Annotated in this window: 24 protein-coding genes and 2 pseudogenes; 15 read left to right on the top strand and 11 right to left on the bottom strand. The window is 32.9% G+C overall.

All coding sequences use genetic code 11. From position 1 onward, the window contains the following. The first annotated feature begins 3 nt into the window (after positions 1–3). The 4 genes from ymfI to BHY08_RS02040 all read left to right on the top strand — a co-directional run bounded on the left by ymfI (position 4) and on the right by BHY08_RS02040 (position 2918). On the top strand, positions 4–729 hold the full coding sequence (gene ymfI / locus BHY08_RS02055; protein WP_071456286.1) for an elongation factor P 5-aminopentanone reductase: 726 nt from the start codon (positions 4–6) through the stop codon (positions 727–729). A 31-nt stretch (positions 730–760) separates the two neighbouring features. Next, positions 761–1657: a helix-turn-helix domain-containing protein gene (locus BHY08_RS02050; protein ID WP_071456285.1), complete on the top strand. Its 897-nt coding sequence runs from the start codon at positions 761–763 to the stop codon at positions 1655–1657. A 24-nt stretch (positions 1658–1681) separates the two neighbouring features. After that, entirely contained in the window at positions 1682–2260 is a 579-nt protein-coding gene (gene pgsA / locus BHY08_RS02045; protein WP_071456284.1) for a CDP-diacylglycerol--glycerol-3-phosphate 3-phosphatidyltransferase, read from the top strand. Positions 2261–2381: 121 nt separating this feature from the next. Beyond that, positions 2382–2918, top strand: coding sequence for an HdeD family acid-resistance protein (locus tag BHY08_RS02040; protein WP_071456283.1), 537 nt, complete (start codon positions 2382–2384; stop codon positions 2916–2918). Positions 2919–2961: 43 nt separating this feature from the next. Here the strand turns inward: BHY08_RS02040 and BHY08_RS02035 are convergent, their stop codons facing one another. Then, positions 2962–4014 (bottom strand): AI-2E family transporter, encoded by a 1053-nt coding sequence (locus tag BHY08_RS02035; protein ID WP_071456282.1) that lies wholly within the window; start codon positions 4012–4014, stop codon positions 2962–2964. Between the two features lie 109 nt (positions 4015–4123). Here BHY08_RS02035 and BHY08_RS02030 point away from each other — a divergent pair, with 109 nt between their 5' ends. The 7 genes and pseudogenes from BHY08_RS02030 (at position 4124) to lrgB (ending at position 9592) form a co-directional block, all read left to right on the top strand. Next, positions 4124–4909, top strand: a complete 786-nt coding sequence (locus tag BHY08_RS02030) for a MerR family transcriptional regulator (RefSeq protein WP_071456281.1) — start codon at positions 4124–4126, stop codon at positions 4907–4909. 81 nt (positions 4910–4990) lie between these two features. After that, positions 4991–5548: a signal peptidase I gene (lepB, locus tag BHY08_RS02025; RefSeq protein ID WP_071456280.1), complete on the top strand. Its 558-nt coding sequence runs from the start codon at positions 4991–4993 to the stop codon at positions 5546–5548. Between the two features lie 102 nt (positions 5549–5650). Beyond that, positions 5651–7420 carry a sensor histidine kinase gene (locus BHY08_RS02020; RefSeq protein ID WP_071456279.1) on the top strand — a complete coding sequence of 590 codons (1770 nt, stop codon included), beginning with the start codon at positions 5651–5653 and terminating at the stop codon, positions 7418–7420. Positions 7421–7437: 17 nt separating this feature from the next. After that, entirely contained in the window at positions 7438–8151 is a 714-nt protein-coding gene (locus BHY08_RS02015; protein ID WP_071457807.1) for a LytR/AlgR family response regulator transcription factor, read from the top strand. 42 nt (positions 8152–8193) lie between these two features. Further along, positions 8194–8325: pseudogene (locus BHY08_RS10670) on the top strand (LytTR family DNA-binding domain-containing protein); the annotation flags it as partial. Positions 8326–8477: 152 nt separating this feature from the next. Beyond that, a complete protein-coding gene (lrgA, locus tag BHY08_RS02010; RefSeq protein ID WP_071456278.1) occupies positions 8478–8906 on the top strand; it encodes an antiholin-like murein hydrolase modulator LrgA in 429 nt (142 codons plus the stop codon). Continuing rightward, positions 8906–9592 (top strand): antiholin-like protein LrgB, encoded by a 687-nt coding sequence (lrgB, locus tag BHY08_RS02005; protein ID WP_071456277.1) that lies wholly within the window; start codon positions 8906–8908, stop codon positions 9590–9592. Before lrgA ends, lrgB begins: the two co-directional genes overlap by 1 nt. A gap of 60 nt (positions 9593–9652) precedes the next feature. Here lrgB and BHY08_RS02000 read toward each other — a convergent pair whose 3' ends face one another. After that, a complete protein-coding gene (locus BHY08_RS02000) occupies positions 9653–10633 on the bottom strand; it encodes a polyprenyl synthetase family protein (RefSeq protein ID WP_071456276.1) in 981 nt (326 codons plus the stop codon). Between the two features lie 128 nt (positions 10634–10761). Here BHY08_RS02000 and BHY08_RS01995 point away from each other — a divergent pair, with 128 nt between their 5' ends. Then, positions 10762–11664 (top strand): prenyltransferase, encoded by a 903-nt coding sequence (locus BHY08_RS01995; RefSeq protein WP_071456275.1) that lies wholly within the window; start codon positions 10762–10764, stop codon positions 11662–11664. A 403-nt stretch (positions 11665–12067) separates the two neighbouring features. On the opposite strand, the gene BHY08_RS01990 is transcribed toward BHY08_RS01995, so the two are convergent. From BHY08_RS01990 to BHY08_RS01965, 8 genes and pseudogenes are all read right to left on the bottom strand, one after another. Continuing rightward, on the bottom strand, positions 12068–13507 hold the full coding sequence (locus BHY08_RS01990; RefSeq protein ID WP_071456274.1) for an IS1182 family transposase: 1440 nt from the start codon (positions 13505–13507) through the stop codon (positions 12068–12070). 104 nt (positions 13508–13611) lie between these two features. Next, entirely contained in the window at positions 13612–13728 is a 117-nt protein-coding gene (locus BHY08_RS10900; RefSeq protein WP_117972397.1) for a putative metal homeostasis protein, read from the bottom strand. Between the two features lie 3 nt (positions 13729–13731). Then, positions 13732–14703: a CobW family GTP-binding protein gene (locus tag BHY08_RS01985; protein WP_071456273.1), complete on the bottom strand. Its 972-nt coding sequence runs from the start codon at positions 14701–14703 to the stop codon at positions 13732–13734. A gap of 6 nt (positions 14704–14709) precedes the next feature. Next, positions 14710–15090: a hypothetical protein gene (locus tag BHY08_RS01980; protein ID WP_071456272.1), complete on the bottom strand. Its 381-nt coding sequence runs from the start codon at positions 15088–15090 to the stop codon at positions 14710–14712. A gap of 16 nt (positions 15091–15106) precedes the next feature. After that, positions 15107–15268 carry a 50S ribosomal protein L32 gene (gene rpmF, locus BHY08_RS01975; protein ID WP_071456271.1) on the bottom strand — a complete coding sequence of 54 codons (162 nt, stop codon included), beginning with the start codon at positions 15266–15268 and terminating at the stop codon, positions 15107–15109. Positions 15269–15286: 18 nt separating this feature from the next. Continuing rightward, complete coding sequence (rpsN, locus tag BHY08_RS01970; protein WP_071456270.1) at positions 15287–15556, bottom strand: 30S ribosomal protein S14; 270 nt, start codon at positions 15554–15556, stop codon at positions 15287–15289. A 14-nt stretch (positions 15557–15570) separates the two neighbouring features. Beyond that, positions 15571–15723 (bottom strand): annotated as a pseudogene (rpmG, locus tag BHY08_RS10665) (50S ribosomal protein L33). 14 nt (positions 15724–15737) lie between these two features. Beyond that, positions 15738–17258 (bottom strand): metal ABC transporter solute-binding protein, Zn/Mn family, encoded by a 1521-nt coding sequence (locus tag BHY08_RS01965; RefSeq protein WP_071456269.1) that lies wholly within the window; start codon positions 17256–17258, stop codon positions 15738–15740. 326 nt (positions 17259–17584) lie between these two features. On the opposite strand from BHY08_RS01965, the gene BHY08_RS01960 reads away from it, so the two are divergent. Next, positions 17585–18058 (top strand): S-ribosylhomocysteine lyase, encoded by a 474-nt coding sequence (locus BHY08_RS01960; protein WP_071456268.1) that lies wholly within the window; start codon positions 17585–17587, stop codon positions 18056–18058. Between the two features lie 259 nt (positions 18059–18317). Here BHY08_RS01960 and BHY08_RS01955 read toward each other — a convergent pair whose 3' ends face one another. Next, entirely contained in the window at positions 18318–18863 is a 546-nt protein-coding gene (locus tag BHY08_RS01955) for an NADPH-dependent FMN reductase (RefSeq protein ID WP_071456267.1), read from the bottom strand. 189 nt (positions 18864–19052) lie between these two features. Here BHY08_RS01955 and BHY08_RS01950 point away from each other — a divergent pair, with 189 nt between their 5' ends. After that, a complete protein-coding gene (locus tag BHY08_RS01950; protein WP_071456266.1) occupies positions 19053–19775 on the top strand; it encodes a nucleoside phosphorylase in 723 nt (240 codons plus the stop codon). Position 19776: 1 nt separating this feature from the next. Further along, positions 19777–20478, top strand: coding sequence for a nicotinamide riboside transporter PnuC (pnuC, locus tag BHY08_RS01945; protein ID WP_071456265.1), 702 nt, complete (start codon positions 19777–19779; stop codon positions 20476–20478). Positions 20479–20536 lie beyond the last annotated feature (58 nt).

Here is a 20536-nt window from a genome sequence, read left to right as displayed (position 1 = left end):
GACATGAGATATGTGTTAGTTACAGGAGCTAGTGGAGATATTGGCTCTGCTTGTGTTTTAAAATTAGCTAAGAAAGGATACTCCGTTTATTGCCATTATTATCAACAAGAGAATAAAATCACCTCATTGATTAATGACTTACAACAATTGTATCCAAAACAGGATTTCTTTGCTATCCAAGCTGACTTAAGTCAAGAAAGTGATGTCAATCGACTAGTTGACTCCTTATTTCAACTTCATGCCATTGTATTTGCTCATGGTGGAACAGTTTATAAACTACTAACTGATACGACTGAAGCAGAGATGCAATTTTTATGGGATACTCATTTAAAACAACCCATTCGCTTGTGTCAACTATGTCAATCTTCGCTAACAAAACAATCTTCTAGTCAGATTGTTTTTATCAGTTCGGTCTATGGTCTGATTGGCAGCTCTATGGAAGTTATGTATAGTACAGTTAAGGGCGCACAAATCTCTTTTGTCAAAGCTTACGCGAAAGAAGTCGCCTCCATGAACTTAACAGTAAACAGTATTGCGCCAGGAGCTGTAGAAACACAAATGAATGCTCTATGGACTGAAAATGAAAAATATGAACTTATTTCAGAGATACCACTTAATCGTCTAGCACATCCTGAAGAAATTGCCTCACTTGTTACCTACTTATTAAGTGAAGATGCAACTTATATGACAGGTTCTGTCATTCCTATAACTGGTGGTTGGACGCTTTAATTAAAAATTAGAAAGAAAGGTGCACGCTCCCGTGGATACAATCGGTGAACAATTAAAAAAAGCCCGACTAAAAAAAGGGTTGACCATAGAAGACTTACAAAAAATTACAAAGATTCAACGTCGTTATCTATCTGCCATCGAAGCAAATGACTTCGATGCTATGCCTAGTGATTACTATACTAGAACCTTTATTAGACAATATGCTGAAGCTGTCGGACTGAATTCACGACCATTAATTCGCCGATTTGAAGGAAAACCTGATGAAATCTATGAACAATTGCCATCTGCTACACCAGTCAAAGGGTCTCGTAAAGAAAAACACCAAAAAGAAGCAAAAAAACAGACCTCTTTTAAATCTTATTTGCCAGTCATTTTACTTTCTTTAGTTGTTATTGCTATAATAGGGACAATTATTTATGCTATGCGATTAGATATTGCCAGTGGTCCACTTGTTCCAAAACCTGAAAAAACGGTTGTCATTGGTAGTAGTAGTGATCAAAGTGAAGAAAGCAGGTCACAATCTAGTACTACTGAAACATCTAAAGAAACCAAAGAGTCTTCGTCTAAAAAAGCTGATAGTGAAAACAAGTTTAGTATCACATCTGATACCACAGAGTTAGTCACTTATGCTGGTAAAAATGTGTCTACTCCAATAAAACTTGATTTTACTGCTTTAGAAGGACCAGTTTGGATTGGTTTACAACAAAGTGGAACAAATGCTATCTACTATCAATATACGTTACAACCAGGTGAAACCATTAGCTCTGTTGTACCTGAAGAAGCCACAGGAATTGATATTATTGTCGGGGCATCAAATAATTTATCAGTAAAAGTCAATAACAAAGAACTCGCTTTTAACAAAGCTAATCCAACTACTGGTAAAAAAATTATTACTATAAATTTTGATACTACTAAGGAAAATGAATAGTAAAAAAAGGAAGGTCGTTTATAAATGAATTTACCAAACAAGTTGACGGTCATTAGAATCTGTATGATTCCACTCTTTATGATTGTTGCTTTAGCTCCACTTAACTGGGGGGAGGTGGATGTTTTTGGTACCCCCTTATTAATCACTCAACTCGTTGCAGCGATTATTTTTGCGGTAGCAAGTATCACAGATTGGTTAGATGGGAAAATTGCTAGAAAACATAACTTAGTCACAAATTTTGGAAAATTTGCTGATCCATTAGCAGATAAAATGTTAGTTATGACTGCTTTTATTGTTTTAGTTGGACAAGGCAATGCCCCATCTTGGGTTGTTTCCATTATTGTTTGTCGTGAACTAGCTGTAACAGGGTTACGTCTATTACTTGTTGAAGATGGTGAAGTCATGGCAGCTGCATGGCCTGGTAAAGTCAAAACAGCCACTCAAATGGTTGCAATTATTTTATTACTACTTGGCAATGTTCCATTTAACGCGATTAATTTACCGTTAGATCAAATCTTTTTATATATTTGTTTAGCAGCCACAATCTATTCAGGTATAGATTATTTCGTAAAAAACAAACACGTCTTCAAAGGTTCTATGTAATAACTGGCTCTGCTTCTGTTAAAATAATGACTCGAAGTAGAGCTTTTTATCTTTTTATTGGTTATTTTTTCGTAAGACACGTATAATAACCATGAAAGTATTATAATTAAGGAGTGATGACATGTCTTCTCTATTTCGTTCCATCCAACGCCACGCTTTTGCTCGAGGAATCATCTATTTATTAGTCGGTATCTTGATTTTTCTTAGACCAAATCAGTTATTCAATATGGCTGTCTATTTGATTGCAGGATACAATGCTATCCTTGGTTTAATTAATCTTATCAGTTATTTAAGAAATCAACAAAATAGTCAAATTTCTGTGAGTATTTTTTATTTTATTGCCGCCCTTATGATTTGGCTCTTTGCTAGACCAATTGCTAGTATCTTACCTATCTTTTTAGGTATTATGATTATTATTGGTGGAGCAACAAAAATTTCAAGTGCGCTTAACTTTAAACAATATGTCAATATTAGTTATGTTCCAATGTTACTTTATGGTATTGCTCTACTACTTGCTGGAATCTTTATTTTATTTAGACCTTTCAGTAGTCTAATCGTTTTATTCAAGTTCTTTGGAGTGGTTCTAGCTCTATCAGGTATTTCTGAACTGGTTACAGCTATTAAAATTCGCAACTATAAAAATCCAGATGTGTTTTAATCGAAAAAACGTTGTCCTCTTAAATAAAAGAGAACAACGTTTTTTATTTTGATGAATTAATTTGCGGGATAACCGGTGTTTTTTTGTGATCCACTTTAACATCAAGTAAATCAAGAAAAAAGACGAAAGCTGGTATCCCTATAACCAGTCCCCAAACGCCGAAGAATTTTTCTGAGAACATCAAGATAACAAAGACATAAAAGATAGGTAAATCTGTTTTACTACTCATTAACTTAGGATTCAATAAGTATGATTCAATCGCATGGATAATAGCAATCATAATTAACACATAAATAACATCTTCAATACCACCTACTGTATAAGCAATCAATGATAGTGGAATACATGATATAATTACCCCTGCCACAGGAATTAAACTTAAAATAAATATCATTAAAGCTAAACTTAATAATTGATCTTGTGGAAATTTCATAAAAATCAACCCAATGATAGTTAATATTGTATTCACAATCGATATAATAAATTGGGCCTCTATCACAACCCCAAAAGTATTAACAAATTTTTTACCTAAATAAGCGACATCTTGGCTAAAGAGTCCTATCTTACTTTTGAAAAAGGCTTGACCAAACTCGGTTACCCAATCTTTTTCTATAATAAAGAAGAAACTTAAAATCAATGACATCACAAACGTAATTCCCATAGAACCAATGCTTGTAATGGTTGTGAACACTACTTTAGCTCCTGTTGTTAATTGTTGTTTGATTTCATTAAACCCGACATTTTGAGCAATCCATTCATATAATTTATTATTGGTATCTGCTTTTTGATAAAAATTAAAGACTTCTTCTATCATCTGTATCGTTTGATTAAACAGTTTTGGAACATATACTGTAATCGAAAAATATAAAAATACGATGATGAGTAGATACATTACTATCGCTATTAATTTTTTAGGGAGTTTGGTTAAATGGTGAATCCCCTCTACTCCTCGAATGATTAAATACGTTAAAATAAATGTTAGTAGAATTAAACTGATAATATTTCGAATTAAATACAGACATAAAAATATAATACATAAAACTATCGTTCGCCGAACACTACTATTTGTTTTCAAACGTTCCCACAAGCCAACCATCTTTTCACCTCACTGAATATTATATAGTTTATTTTACGATAAAAAGACTTGAAAAGATAGTATTTCACTTGTTGACCTTAACGTTACGTCAAGATGTATACTCACATTAATGAAAGGAGGAGTTTTTATTTATTCTATAACTGAATTAGCTAAACTATCAGGTGTTACTACAAGAACATTACGCTACTACGATAGCATAGATTTATTAAAACCCACACATATTAAAGAAAACGGGTATCGTTATTATAGTGAAAAAGAGCTTGATCGACTACAACAGATACTTTTTTATAAACAATTTAATTTTTCCTTAGACGAAATAAAATCTATATTATCAGATGATAGTGATTGCATCATTGAGTCTTTATCTAACCACTTTGATAAATTATTAGAACAGAAAAAACAGTTAGACAGACTTATCCTTTCATTAGATAAAACAATTAAGTACTACAAAGGAGAACTCAACATGACTAATGACGAAAAATTTGAAGCGTTCAAACAACAACAAATAAAAACGAATCAAGAAAAATACGGAGAGGAACTACTTCAAAAATACGATACAAAAGAAATAGAGACGTATGAATCTAATTGGATGAACCTATCACAGAATGATTTCAACGACTCACAAGAGGCTGAACAACGTTTATTTAACTCATTAAATCAATTAGAGCAAGAAGAAATCACAGACGTCTCCCATCCTTTAGCCGAAGAAGCCTTTCTTGCTCATAAAAAATGGTTATCGATTACGAGTCCATTTTATTCATCTGTTTATCATCAACAGATGTTGGATATGTATTTAGCTGATGAGCGTTTTACGTCTTATTATACTAAACATATTTCAAAAAACAGTTTAGTATTCTTGAAAGAAATTGTCTATTACTATACATTAAATAAATGACATTCATTTTAATATATCGTATAATAAACCCTATAAGTTATCATTTCAGTGAAATGGTAATTAGATTATAGGAGGTTTATTATGACAAAACCAACATGGATTAAAGACTTAATTTGGTATGTCGTCTTAATCATTGCATTAGTGTTATTACGAGTATTTGTATTTACGCCAGTCACAGTAAGTGGGGAATCAATGATGCCAACACTTGTTGATGGTGAAAGAAATATCGCATTAAAAATGGGCGATACTAAACGGTTTGATATTGTCTCACTGGTTGCAACAGATGACCCATCTAAAAATTATGTCAAACGTGTAATCGGTATGCCTGGTGACACGGTAGAATACAAAGATGACGTGCTTTATATTAACGGTAAAAAAATGGATGAGCCTTATTTAAATGAGAAAAAAGCTGAACTGAAAAAAACAAACCCTGATGACGTCTTAACTTATGACTTTACTTTAGAGTCATTAACTGGAGAGAAAACTGTTCCTGAAAATAGTTACTTTGTTATGGGGGACAATCGTCAAAACTCAAAAGATAGTCGATTCCCAGAAGTTGGGTTTATTCCTAAAGAAAATATTATCGGAAAATCCAAAATTGCTTTTTGGCCACCAAGTAAATGGGGTATGGTTAAATAAAGACTCGACGTGTTGATAGGTTACTATCGACACGTTTTTTTGTTGTATGATTGAATATTTTTTATGCTACACTAAAACTAAATATCAAAGGAGTTTACTCACATGGTCGAATTATTTATCCTAATGATGGAGCGTGTTGGATTAATTATCCTCTTAGCTTTCTTATTAGTAAATGTCCCCTACTTTAAAAAATTATTACTAAGCCGGAACTCCTATCAATCAAAGTTACAACTTGCTATTATTTTTAGTTTATTTGCTATTATCTCAAATTTCACCGGAATCGAAATTAAAGATAATCAAATCGTTCCAAGTAGTATCCTAACCAACCTACATGACAATGTATCCATTGCAAATACTAGAACTTTGGCTATCGGTGTTTCTGGTATTGTCGCTGGACCCTTTGTTGGTGGGATGGTCGGGATAATTGCTGGAACTCATCGTTTCATTCAAGGAAGTAATTATAGCTGGTTCTACATCCCTTCTTCTATCTTAGTTGGTATATTATCTGGCTGGCTAGGTAAAAAAATGACGAAAAAAGGAAAATTCCCTTCGCCTACTCAAGCTGCTTTGATTGGAGCATTGATGGAAAGTGTCCAGATGCTTTTTATCATGTTATTTAGTGGTGGTAGTATTCAACAAGGCCTTAACTTAGTTAGTTTCATTGCGCTACCTATGATTATTCTAAATAGTACGGGAACCTTTATATTCTTATCTATCTTAACTACTACTTTGCAACAAGAGGAACAAGCCAAAGCTGTTCAAACACATGATGTTCTAGAACTAGCTGCTGCCACTCTTCCCTATTTTAGAGAAGGTTTAAACGAGCATTCAGCTCAAAAAGTCGCAACTATTATTCAGCACTATACAAAAGTGAGTGCTATTAGTTTGACAGATAGTCACCGAATACTCGCTCATTATGGTGCGGGAAGTGATCATCATATCCCCGAATTAGAAGTTATTACAGAGTTATCTCGTGATGTTTTAAAAAATGGAAAGCTCTCCATCGTGCATCATAAAGAACATATTGGTTGCTCGAATCCAAGCTGCCCTTTAGAAGCAGCTATCGTGATTCCTTTGTTTGTTCATAAAAAAATTGTCGGCACACTTAAAATGTATTTCACTGACGCCAATCAACTCACACATGTTGAAGAACAATTAGCACAAGGTTTAGGAACTATTTTTTCTTCGCAAATTGAACTAGGTGAAGCAGAAGTTCAATCTAAGTTGCTAAAAGAAGCTGAAATCAAATCATTACAAGCACAAGTTAACCCACACTTTTTCTTTAATGCCATTAATACCATTTCAGCTCTAATGAGAAAAGACAGTGACAAAGCCAGAACATTATTATTACAACTCAGTACTTATTTTAGAGGGAACTTACAAGGTGCCAGACAAACCTTGATTCCTTTAAAACAAGAATTAGCTCAAGTTGATGCTTATCTTTCTTTGGAACAAGCACGATTTCCAAATAGATATTCTGTCACGTTTGACATCGAAGACGACATCACACATTTTGTCGTGCCACCTTACGCCGTACAGATACTAATAGAAAATACCATTAAGCATGCTTTTGGAGCTAGAAAAGAAAATAATCATGCCTATGTTTCTATTTATAAAGAACAAGAACAATTAATTATTTCTGTGGCAGATAATGGGCTAGGCATTCCTGAAGACAGGTTGCTACAATTAGGAAAAGAACCTGTTTCGTCTAAAAAAGGAACCGGTACGGCTCTAGAAAACTTATCAAAACGAATGACTAACTTGTTTGGTGGTCAAGCTAGTTTTGATGTTAAAAATAATTCAGGAGATGGCGCAACCTTCACCTTAACCATACCACTGATTGAAGCAAATGGTGTAAATACTTTAATATAAAGGAATGATTCCCTATGATACATGTTTTACTTGTTGATGATGAACCTTTAGCTCGTGACGAACTAACCTATTTAGTGACACAACATCCAATCATCACTTCAACTGCTGAAGCTGATTCTGTCGAAGAAGCCATGGAAAAAATCATGGATAAAAAGCCCGACATTATTTTTTTAGATATTCATTTAACTGATGAAAGTGGATTTGATTTAGCGAATAAACTAAAAAAATTGAAAAAACCACCTTATCTTATTTTTGCCACAGCCTATGATGATTATGCACTAAAAGCCTTTAAGGTAAATGCCATGGACTATATTTTAAAACCCTTTGATGAAGTGGTTGTCCACGAAGCATTAGATAAAGCAATCTCAATCATCAAACCCACAGAAGTACCTGTAAAAAAAGCGACTGATTCAATAGATGCGATTCCCATTCAAGGAGAAGACCGAATTTTTCTCGTTCATCCTAAAGATATCTATTTAGTCTCTGTCGAAGATAAAGAGTTAAGTGTTCACACTGAAAAAGAAACGTACCAAACAAGTGGTAGTTTAAGTAAAATTGAAAGACGTTTGACGATGGATTTCTTTGTCAAAACGCATCGAAGTTTCATCTTAAATACTACAAAAATCCAAGAAATACAACCTTGGTTTAACAATACACTACAAGTCACGCTAGATAATGGATTAAAAGTGCCTGTCAGCAGATCCTACGTTAAACCATTCAAAAGAAGATGATATAAGCTTAACGATAGATTCTTTACGTAATTATATCATTAAAATACTACAAAAATCCAAGAAATACAACCTTGGTTTAACAATACACTACAAGTCACGCTAGATAATGGATTAAAAGTGCCTGTCAGCAGATCCTACGTTAAACCATTCAAAGAGATGATTGGTTTATCTTAATAAAATCACTGCCATTTTGCTTCATGCATTTTGGGAGTGATTTTTCGTATTATGCGCTTACATTTTTACGTTTCACGGTAAAAGCCCCACAAAATAGCTTCTTTCTCCTATACTAAGTTTATCAAATGAATCAGTGAAAAGGAGTTTTACAAATGGAAAAAAAAGTTTATTCATTCTTACACCAAGCATTTATTTTTGCAGCAATTATGCTCATTTCTAAAGGGATTGCCTATGTATTACCTATCCCTATGCCAGCTTCAGTTGTTGGGTTGATTCTTTTATTCGTAGCCTTAAGTACAAACATCGTGAAACTAGAGCAAGTTGAAGGTTTAGGAACAAGTTTAACTGGTATTATCTCTTTCCTATTTGTTCCTTCTGGTATCTCTTTATACAACTCATTAGACATTTTAAAAGTTTATGGTGTGCCAATTTTTGCAGTCATTTTTATCGCAACTTTTGTCATCCTAGCAGTTACTGGATGGAGCGCATCCTACCTATTAGGAGTTAAAGAAAAATCTGGTGCTAAAGAAAGAAAACTAGCCTTTCTTAAAAAACAACAATTAGAGGAGGTACAAAGATAATGACCCCATATATCGGTATTGTTATTTCATTCGTCGCATTTGGTGTTGGGACATTTTTATTCAAAAAAACAAATGGCTTTTTCTTATTCACACCACTATTTGTTGCTATGATTTTAGGTGTCATCATCTTAAAAGCTACTGGTATCAACTACGAACAATATAATCAAGGTGGAACAGTCATCAGTTTCTTCTTAGAACCTGCAACCATTGCCTTTGCTATTCCTCTATACAAAAAAAGAGATTTACTACAAAAATATTGGTTAGAAATAGTTGCTGCGATTACCATTGGATCTGCTGTCTCTGTCACAAGTATTGTCGCTGTTGGAAAACTAATCCGTATGCATCCTCAAATGATGGTTTCTCTATTACCACAAGCGGCAACAACAGCGATTGCAGTTCCTATCTCTGAATCAATGAATGGAATTGTTTCTTTAACTGCCTTTGCTGTCATCTTCAATGCTGTTATCATTTACGCAACTGGAAAAATGGCGTTAAAATTCTTCCACATCAATAACCCTATTGCTAAAGGTTTAGCACTTGGTTCTGCTGGTCATGCTTTAGGTGTATCTGTTGGGATTGAACTAGGTGAAACAGAAGCAGCCATGGCAAGTATTTCTATGATTCTAGTGGGAGTCATTACGGTCATCGTCGTTCCTCTTTCAGCAAATTTATTACGATTAACTTAATACTAGACAAAAAGACATCATCTAACTTCCCCCTTTCCCTAAAAGTTAGATGATGTTTTTTTAATTATTTCTATCTAAAAGTACTTCTGTTACATGATACAAAATATCTTTTTCTGCAATATCTGGTAATTTTTTTATGCTTGTTAGGGCTTTATTAGTGAAACGCTCTGCAATCATCTCAGCTTTTTCTATGCCTTTATATTTTTCGATTAGTTGCTGTACTTCTTTCATCTCTTGATTAGACAACTCTGTCTTTTTCTCTAGATAAGGTAAAAAAGCCTCACGATTTTCATTCATCGCTAAAATAAGCGGTAATGTATAGTACCCGTTCTTCATATCTTCAAAGACTGGTTTTTGCATGTCTTCTTGTGTCGATTTATAATCAAGAATATCATCCATAATCTGAAACGCCATCCCAATATTATAGCCGATTCGTTTTGCTTGAAGTTGTACTGTCTTTGGTGCATGCGAATAATGCGCTCCCTCATAACAAGAAAATTCAAATAACTGAGCCGTTTTTCCTTTTATATGTTGAAAATATTGTTTGACCGTAATATTTGTATTATACCGTAAATTCATTTGGTCCAGTTCTCCCACTAAAATTCGCTTCATACTTTGGGCATTTAATGAAATTGTTTTTAAATCATTTGTCGCATTTGCCAATAAATGAAAGTACACTGTAAATAAAAAATCTCCCGTATAAACTGCGATATCTTGTCCATATAGAGCTTGCACTGACGGCATTGAGCGACGTACAGGTGAATCATCGATAATATCATCGTGAACAAGCGTTGCAACGTGCAATATTTCAAGCGAGGCTGCCATACGGTAACGTTTCTTATCTGATTCTATCGTACCAAATTTTGAAAATAATAAAAAATATGCTGGACGTAATAATTTTCCACCAGCATCAAAAAATAATTGCAATGTTTCCGTGATTTCTTTATTTCGAATTTTAACTGACTTTTCCATGACACGCTTGGTTTCAATCAATTCTTTTTGGATAGTAGGATACATCTCCCACAGTGGATGAACAGTCATAGCGGCCTCCTATAAAATCATATAATCTACAATAATTAAGCAATGAACAATTTCCAATCATTCATTTTTGAAAAATACCTACTCTAACAGTATAATAAACAGTGGATAAAATGTGAAGGAGTTTACGAATGAATTTTAAAGTATTTGCCGAATTAATCGAACTTAAAGCAAAAGCTGCGAGTGTTTTCCCGTTTATTATGGGATTTTTATATTCATGGTACCATTATCAACAAATCAAACCATTATATATGCTCTTATTTTTCATCTCAATGTTATTATTTAATATGGCTGTCGATATATTAGATAACTACATGGACTATCATAATGCGACTGATGTGCACGACTATAAAGAAGAAACCAATATTATCGGGCGAGAAAATTTATCACTCACTCTTGTAAGAAATATGATGATTGGGTTGATTGTCTCTTCTGCTATTATTGGTGTATATCTTGCGTCTCAAACAAGCTGGGTCATTTTATGGTTAGGAATGTTTAGTTATTTCATTGGGATTACCTATTCAGCTGGACCAAAACCACTTTCTAGCCTTCCGGTTGGTGAAGTGACTTCTGGTGTGACAATGGGGATTGTGATTCCTTTAATCTGTGTTTACTTGAACGTATTTGATATTTTACCATTTGATGGTCAGTTTATCATTCAAGTAGCGATTTTATCACTACCAACTGCTCTAGCCATTTCAAATCTTATGTTAGCTAATAATACATGCGATGTGGAAGAAGACGTTTTAAACAACAGACACACACTTGTATACTATATCGGAAAAAAACGAGCTGTGTCACTATTTAAATTACTCGTGATTTTATCATTTGTATTTGCCACGCTTGGTGTGGTGTTAAATATCGTGCCCATCACGTTACTTGGTATTTGGTTAATTTTTCCGAAGATTTGGAAAAATACTATGATTTATTCGAAAGAACAAATCAAAACAAAAACATTTCCACTAGCCATTAAAAATTTAGGTATGATAGCCATCACACAAGTAGTTTTATTCTTTGTCGGTTTATGGTTTTAAAACTTCTTCGCTAACCAAACAAAAAACACCTACAGAAAAGGGAATAACTGTAGGTGTTTATATAGTCTATACTTCAATTAGGAGGAAGATAGGTTCATAGATAAGCACAAAATTAATAACGGCAACTTTAATTGTGTAACTCTTATCTATGAACCTAGTATAATACAGTGATAAAAAAATAAAATACCACAAATCAGCTATCAATAAACCAATTTTCAACATTTTTTATTTACTTCATTATATGAACGTTATGGTATTTGTTATAACCAAACATCATATGCTTCCTCCTATTTATTGATAATATTTTTTATATTCTACCATAAATAAGAAAATTGAGATTCATTATCAATTAAAAAATAAAAACGCCTTGATTAAATCAAGGCACAGAGTGAAGACAAACTAATTACTCATTAAGAGTAATTGGGTTGTCTTTTTTATATCCTATGATTAATTTAGGTAAATAATTAAAAATAGACAAAAAAATAGAGCCCTCTAGGTCTCTTAATTTAAGTATTTTTGCTAATTTTTTTATATTAAGACATGCAAACGTAAGCCCAATTTTCATGTGCATTTTTTCTTTGCCTATTAAGTTGGTATAACGTAATCTATGAAATTCTTTGGCTGTTCCAAATAACCTCTCAATCGTCTGTTTACGATTATTATAGATAGATTTCATTCCAATGGAATGACGTATGTCCTCACATCGTTCCATATCATCTTCCCATAAATGACGTTGAACTTGCTTTCTCTTATCCTTTGATTGCGTACATTTATTTATTAAAGAACATGTCATACAATCATGAGGGTTACTTTTATATTCTCGATAACCATCTCGATTAGTTGTCGTATAAGTTAATGTTTTCATATTGGGACAAATATATTGATCATAGTATTCGTCATAAACATAATCATATTTTTTGAAAAAACCTTTCTTGGTCATGGGTCTCTTGTATGGAAAAATAGGTGTTAAGTTATCTTGAAATAACAAATGGGCAATACCTGGTGTCTTGTAGCCTGCATCCATCACTAATTTATTCAGAGTGAAATGACTTTTTAATTTATTGTAAATAGAGATAAAAGTACGACTATCATGTTGATTACCTGGATGCGTTGTATATCCTAAAACCCATCCGTTTTTATCACATGCCACTTGTGTGGTATAGGCAAAGACTTGTTTATGTTCTCCTTTATGAAACCAGCCACTGTCAGCATCGTTTTTACTAATTTTTTTAACCTTTGTATTTATCTCACTTTTTTCTTTTCTTTTTAAGGGCTTTTTTAATTGTTTTTCTCTATCGATTTCAACTTCTTTTTGAAGTGATTTTACATAAAATAATGTGTCTTCAGTTATTTCTTTGCTTTCATACTTTTTATTATTTGCATGTGCTTTGATATGAGTCCCATCAATAAATATCTCAGACGTATCAACTAAATGAGCTTCTATACACTGCGCTAAAATACCATAAAAAATTTGTTCAAAGATATCTGTTCCTTTAAATCTTCTTGAGTAATTTTTACCAAAAGTTGAAAAGTGAGGGACTGAGTCTTGGATATCTAAACCTAAAAACCATCTGTAGGCCATATTTACTTCGACTTCTTTAATCGTTTGTCTCATGCTCTTAATTCCGTATAAGTATTGTATCAAGGGAAGCTTGATTAACATAACTGGATCTAAACTAGGTCGTCCATTAGACTGATCATATTTATCCTCAACAAGTTGATAAATAAAACTAAAATCGACGTATTTATCAATATCTCTTAGAAGGTGTTCCTGTGGAACTAAGTCTTCTAATGAATAAAAACCTATTTGATTACGTTTACTCATATCTTGCTTTTTCAACATTAATAGTCACTCCTTTCCTCTATTTTACCAAAAAAAAACAAAGTATCGAAATTTATCAATACTTTGTCTACAGTCTGCGCCTTGATTAAATCAAGGCATTTTGACTATTTTCCACGTTTATTTCTTTTGGCTTCTTTAATAATTTTTAGTGCACGTTTTTTTGTTTTAATATTAGGACTACTTAAACGTCTATAGGCACTCGACACATCTGTTTTTTCCATTGATTAGTCTCCCTCTGTTGATTTTTCTATCACTAATTGAAATGCTTGATTAATGTCATCTTTATCGATATTTTTACCGATGATAACTAACTTATTGTCATTGTCTTCTGTTAAACGATTAGTCAGATTAAAATTTAATAACTGATTCACACCTTGAATTTCTGTTTGAAAGTCTTGATCAGACACATTGACAAAACCTTTTATTCTATAAATAGATTCCTGATAGTTCATCATTAACCAAGAAAGCCAATTGTGTAATAAACCTTCTTTAACATAACCTGATTCAGATATAATCATTGATTCAAATTCATGATGATGGTGATGATGGTCTTCTTCTTCATCATCGATTGATTGATTAAATAAATGATTTCCTAGTACCAAATCAGCTAACTCTGAAGATGATTGAATTAATGAAAACTCGTATATATCTGCTAGTGGATTAATTTCTCTTAGTTGCTCTTTCATTTGATTCATACTGTCTTTATTCGTAACGCCTTTTTGTGAAATCAATAGTCGGTCTGACATGACAAGTTGCTTTGTCGCTTCATGATGTTGGAGGTTTTGTTCAATATTCTCAGCATCTACAACCCCAATAACACCATCCAAATAAAAATAAGGCTGTAAATTAGGGGTACCCACAATCGTTTGAATAATTGGTTGTGGATCAGACACGCCACTTGTCTCAATAATAACTTGTTTAATTGGATAACCTTGTGTTACAAACACATCTAACACTGCTGTTAATGCATTTAACAAATCACCACGTAAACTACAGCAAATACACCCACCGTTCATCTGTACAATATTTTCTTTTGAATGAATTAATAACTCATGGTCAATTCCTGCTTCACCAAATTCATTTTCTATAATGACAACCTCTTCAGGTGCTAGATCACTCCCTTTAATGACTTGATTAATTAATGTTGTCTTTCCTGAACCTAAAAATCCTGAGATAACTGTAATTGGTATGCCCATATCCCTCTACCTTTCTGATAAATATTCAGTAATTTGTAGCCTATCATCATAACTCATATTTTCAGATAAAAGATGATCTTTTAACAATTCTTTAAACGAAAGTGAGATTTCCCAAAAACCATCAATCTTTTGAAAAAGATTGACGTCGTATCGTTTAAAAACAGGATACAGAGTCAAAAAGTCTTCAAAGGACAGGTCTTCTTCTTCATAAAAGTCTTTTACCCAACCCATATCTAATGCTTTTTCAGTTGGGAGGCCCTGTTCTGTAATAATTCCTACCTCAATCATATGCTGATACATCCTAATTTTATCTTCCATCTCAATATTCTTTTCATCAAAATGATAAGATATACTATCTTCAACAAGTGGTGGATAAATAATATTCATCTAGATTCACCTCCTACTAAATGACTTTTCTACCTTTATAGTAACCATCACTTGATACATAGTGACTGCGTTTATATACTCCTAATACACTATCATAAGACACTGTTGATGATAGTTTTTTATGTGTTTGTCGTGCATTTTTCTTAGCTTTTGATGTTTTTCTTTTTGGAACTGCCAAATTGTTTCCTCCTCTTTTTTACCAACTTGCTTTTTTAACGCCGGGCAATTGTCCCTTATGTGCAAGTTCTCTAAATGTAATACGAGACACGCCAAACTTACGCATATAAGCTCTTGGTCTGCCATCTGTTTCATCTCTTAGCTTTAATCTATTAGGATTTGACTCTTTAGGTAGTTTACGTAACCCCTCATAGTCCTTATTTTCTTTTAATTCTTTCCTTATTTCTGCATATTCTGCCACTAATTTTTTTTGTTTTTCATATTTGGCTATCTTAGATTTTTTTGCCACTTTATTCAGCTCCTTTATTTTTTGGTCTCTTTAAATATCACATGCTGTCTAAGCTTTGGAGAATATTTTCTTAACTCCAGTCGTTCAGGTGTGTTTCGTTTATTCTTACTTGTTAAATACAATCATTCTTTTGTTTCAGAACATTCTAATATAATGGGTGTTCTCATACATCTCTTCCTTTCTAATGAGCCATCATTTCTTGTACGACTTCTTTTCCAGATAATTCTTTAGGATAATAAGTTGGCCAGTTTTCAAGTTCTTTATACAGTGCCTCTTGACTATCATTGCCAAAGTACAAATGGAAATGAGCTGATTTAGTATCCGTGATTTCATGATCACTAAACTGAACATACTTAAAAGCCCCTTGACTAGGATCTGTTGCCTCAAAGCAATATCTCACACCACGGTTTCCTTTTTCATAAGTTAAAACTTTTTGACCAATATACTTATATTTTGAGCTCATTTTTTTACCACTATCATCAATAAAAGTCATCGTTGAATCTGTAATATCAATTTCTTTAATTGATGTTTTATACCCTGACTCATAATACTTTTTATATTCTTCAGCCGATTTATCTTTTTTCATTTTAGCTTTGTAATCAAACACTTGATCTAATGTGCCCTCTTTTAAAAGTGGGTAAACTGACTGCCAACTTCCTTTCCAATTTGATAATGGTCTATCCTGTATTTGACTATCCTCAAAGTATCCTGCTTGTACTGTTTTTTCAGGTGTTTTACTTACAATAGATTTTGTCGTTTCTTCGCCAGTAGTTTTACGCAAAGCTGTTAGATTTTTTTCCATAGTCGAAACATAGTTTTCACCTTTATCAATCTCTTTTTGACTTAGCCCTTCTAACGGATTTAATACTAATAATTCCACACCAGTTTCTTTTGCCAATGTTTTAGCAATAGCATCTGTTGCATTAGATTCAAAATAAATATATTTAATATCATTCTCTTTCACATACTTATTTAGTTCAGCTAATCTAGCTGGTGATGGTTCTTCGTCTGGAGAAAGACCAGAAATTGGTACTTGTGTTAATCCATATTCCAACGCTAAATAACCAAATGCTGCATGCTGTGTCACAAAACTTTTTTGTTTAGCGTTCTTTAATGTATCTTGATACGACTTATCCAAAGTAGCTAATTTTTTTAAGTACTTATCAGCATTTGTAGTAAATATTTTTTCTTTGTCTGGATATCTTTTTATCAGTTGATTGCGAATTTCTTCGACTTCTTTAATTGCTAAACTAGGTGCTAACCAGACATGTGGATCTAGTTCATGTGAGTGCCCCTCCTTACCTTGTTCATGATGGTCATGTTCTTCTTCGCTTCCAGGTAGTAATATCATATTTTCAGTTGCTTTTATCTTTGTTACGTTCCCCTCCTTTAATACTGATTCAACGGAAGGTACCCACGTTTCCATATTTTCATTATTATAGACAAAGACATCACTATCTTGTATTTTCTTTAAATCCTTAGCTGATGGTTCAAAATCATGTGCTTCAACTCCGGCTGGAACAATCATATCCACTTCTCCAGCGTCACCTACAACTTCTTTCGTAAATTCATACATTGGATAAAATGTGGTGGCTACTTTTATTTTGTCAGTATTTGTCTGCTCAGTTTTAGCAGTCGAGCATGCTGCAAGTAACCCACCCATCATTATCCATGACATACCTAGTACTATTTTTTTCTTCATCCAAAAACCCTACCTAACTCTTTAACTTTCAAATCGTAATTATTACGCTTTGTATTTTTGAATATTATCAAATATTTTTTTTATTGTCAACAAGATTCTTATTTTTTTTTTAATATTCAGTAGTTGATTACATATCTACAATAAAAAGAAAATAATCTTTATTTATGATGTTAAAAAATGATTTTTTTTAAATGTAATTAACTTGTTTTTAAAAAATAGATTTTTAGCGGATTTTTCAACACCTTATTGACACTTCTTAAAAAAAGGTTATCCTTGAGATATCATCTAAAAAATGACTTTTTATAATACTGAAAGGAATGATATAAATGGCAGAAGTAGAAAGTTTTACATTAGACCATAATAAAGTTATCGCACCTTATGTTCGAGTGATTACAACAGAAAATGGAAAAAAAGGAGATTCAATCACAAATTACGATTTACGATTTGTTCAGCCTAATAAAGGAGAAATGCCTACAGGTGCTATTCATACTTTAGAGCACTTATTAGCTGATTTATTAAGAGATCGATTAGATGGAATCATCGATATTTCACCATTTGGTTGCCGAACTGGCTTTCACTTAATTGTGTGGGATAACTACCCAGCTGATGTTGTAGCAAAAGCGTTAAAAGAAACATTAACTCAAATTGTAGAAGAGATTTCTTGGGAAGATGTCCAAGGAACTGATGCTAAAAGTTGTGGAAACTATAAAGATCATTCATTGTTTTCTGCAAAAGAATGGGCTAAAACTGTATTAGATCAAGGAATCAGTACAGATGCTTTTGAACGAAAACCTATTTAGAATATTCCTCTATTAGATAACCTCTCTCACTTTGGTAAGGTTATCTAATATTTTTTTATGAATACCATAGTAATAGATTATTCATCTACAACCGAATACGATACAAGGGGTAAAATAAACAAAATGGTAATGCATGACATTAGCATTGATGTATAAATATCATGTTAGAGGTTTCTATATATTTTTTATGACATAACACCATCCTTAAAGACAAAAAAACTATCACAGTAAATGACTGTGATAGTTTTTTTGTCTTTAACTAAGCAAATTTTGCTGCAAATTCACTAAATTGTTTTCCAGCATTTGCTAAAAATTGTTTTGTATCATCATTTGTTAGTTCTAAGTTTTCATCAAACAACTGATCGGAATGACCAATATACAATTCAGGTTGTTGCATAGTTGGCATATCTAAAAATACTAATGACTGTCTTAACACATGATGTGCTAAGACACCTGAAATACCTGAAATAGATTGAGAAGCAACAAGTGCTGGTTTTTTAGCCCATACATTTTGTCCCCATGGTCTTGAAGCAACATCTAAAGCATTTTTTAAAGCAGCTGGTATACTTCTGTTGTGCTCTGGTGTGACAAAAATAATGGCATCTTGTGCAGCGACTTCTTCTCTAAAACGTGTGTATTCAGCAGGTGAGTCGGCATCTAAATCTTGATTGTACAAAGGTAAATCACTGATGTTGATGAATGTTACCTCTGCGCCATTTGGTAAACCTTTTACTATTGCCTTTGCTACCGCTTCTGAATAAGAATTTTTTCTTGTTGAACCTACAATAACTCCATATTTTTTCATAATGATTATCTCCTTATATACACTTACATTTTGTAAGTTTTATTATATTATTATAGTAACACCGTCTTTTTATTAGTACAATTTATTTGTCTCGGACTATTTTAAAAATTTATTATATCTTTTTATTTTTTTAGTGTATTATATTATCTAAAGAAATAACTACTAAACATTTTTAAGAAAGGAAATTTTATGACCAAACAAGCACATATCCAACTAGAAAAAATGAAACAAGTTTCAAAAGCAATTATTGTCGGTGATCCAAAACGGGTCGAACGTGTCGCTTCATGTTTAGAAAACGTAGATAAACTTAGTGATAATCGTGGCTACATTTCTATTAAAGGTGACTACCAAGGCGCTTCTATTTTAGTCATTGCTACCGGCATCGGTGCTCCTTCCACAGCAATTGTTGTAGAAGAATTAGCTAACATTGGGATTGATACTATTATTCGGGTAGGAAGTTGTGGAGCAATGCAACACAATATTCCACTCGGTGCCTTAATTATTCCGACAGGGGTTGTTCGCGATGAAGGATTGACAAAAAAATATGTTCCTACTGATTTTCCTGCTGTTGCAAACAATGAGTTACTATCTAGCGCAAAAAAATTTTTACCAAATGGTTATTATGGTATTACTCGTTCGCATGATGGATTTTATATGGAAAATAATGCCGAAACGGAAAAATATTGGTCTCATTTTGGTATTTTAGGTGCCGATATGGAAAGTAGCGCTCTTTATGTTTTAGGTAGCTTAAAGGGTATTCGTGCCCTTTCTATCTTAAATAATGTAGTTCTTTACGAAGCCGACTTAAGCGAAGGTGTCAACAGTTTAGTAAATGAAGAAGATGCTGTTGCAAAAGGTGAAATGGATTCAATAAAACTTGCTTTAACGATTTTAAATGAGGTGGGAAATTAAAATGACTGATACAAAACATTCATGGATTTATAATCAATTATTTGTTGGTTGGAAGCCATTTGAAGTAAAATACGTTTCTGTTTTATTATCTCTTCAACTGATTGTTTTTATGATTTCTCCAGACTCAGTTATCGGAATGATTAGTGGAGTTGCTGGTGTTATCTGTCTGGTTTATGGGATGAAAGGGCGAAAAATCACGTTCTTATTTGGTATTATTCAATGTCTTGCAATGACGTATATTGGTTGGCAGAGTCATGCTTATGGCTCATTTGTCATGAATATTATTTATGTTATCTCACAACCAATTGGCTGGTTTTTATGGGGCAATGATGAAGCTGTGCATGAATTCAAACCTAAAACAAAACAGTTCCTATTTTTAGGAAGTGTGATTGCTTGGGTCATTGGTTGGATTGTCATTGGAAATTTTGGTGGGCAACTACCATATATTGACAGCGCAAACCTTGTCATATCTTTAATTGCACAAACTCTTTATATTTTCAAATACAAAGAAAACTGGTCATTATGGATTTTTGTCAATATCGCCAATCTATTATACTGGTCACTACTTGCCTTTAATTCATGGACAGGAAAATCAGATATTGGCTCGTTAGGTATTTACCTTTCTCAAATTGCTCTACAAGCTGCACTTTTATTTAACAGTATTTATGCTAATAAAGTTTGGAAAGATTATGAAACTAATTAATAACAAAGAAAGACTCAATTTAGAGTCTTTTTTTAACGTGCATTTATTTAGTCTTTTT

It is taken from the genome of Vagococcus teuberi, from assembly GCF_001870205.1.
Lineage (GTDB): Bacteria > Bacillota > Bacilli > Lactobacillales > Vagococcaceae > Vagococcus > Vagococcus teuberi.
The sequence above is the reverse complement of the archived record's forward strand: the minus strand, read 5'-3'. Positions and strand labels throughout refer to the sequence as shown.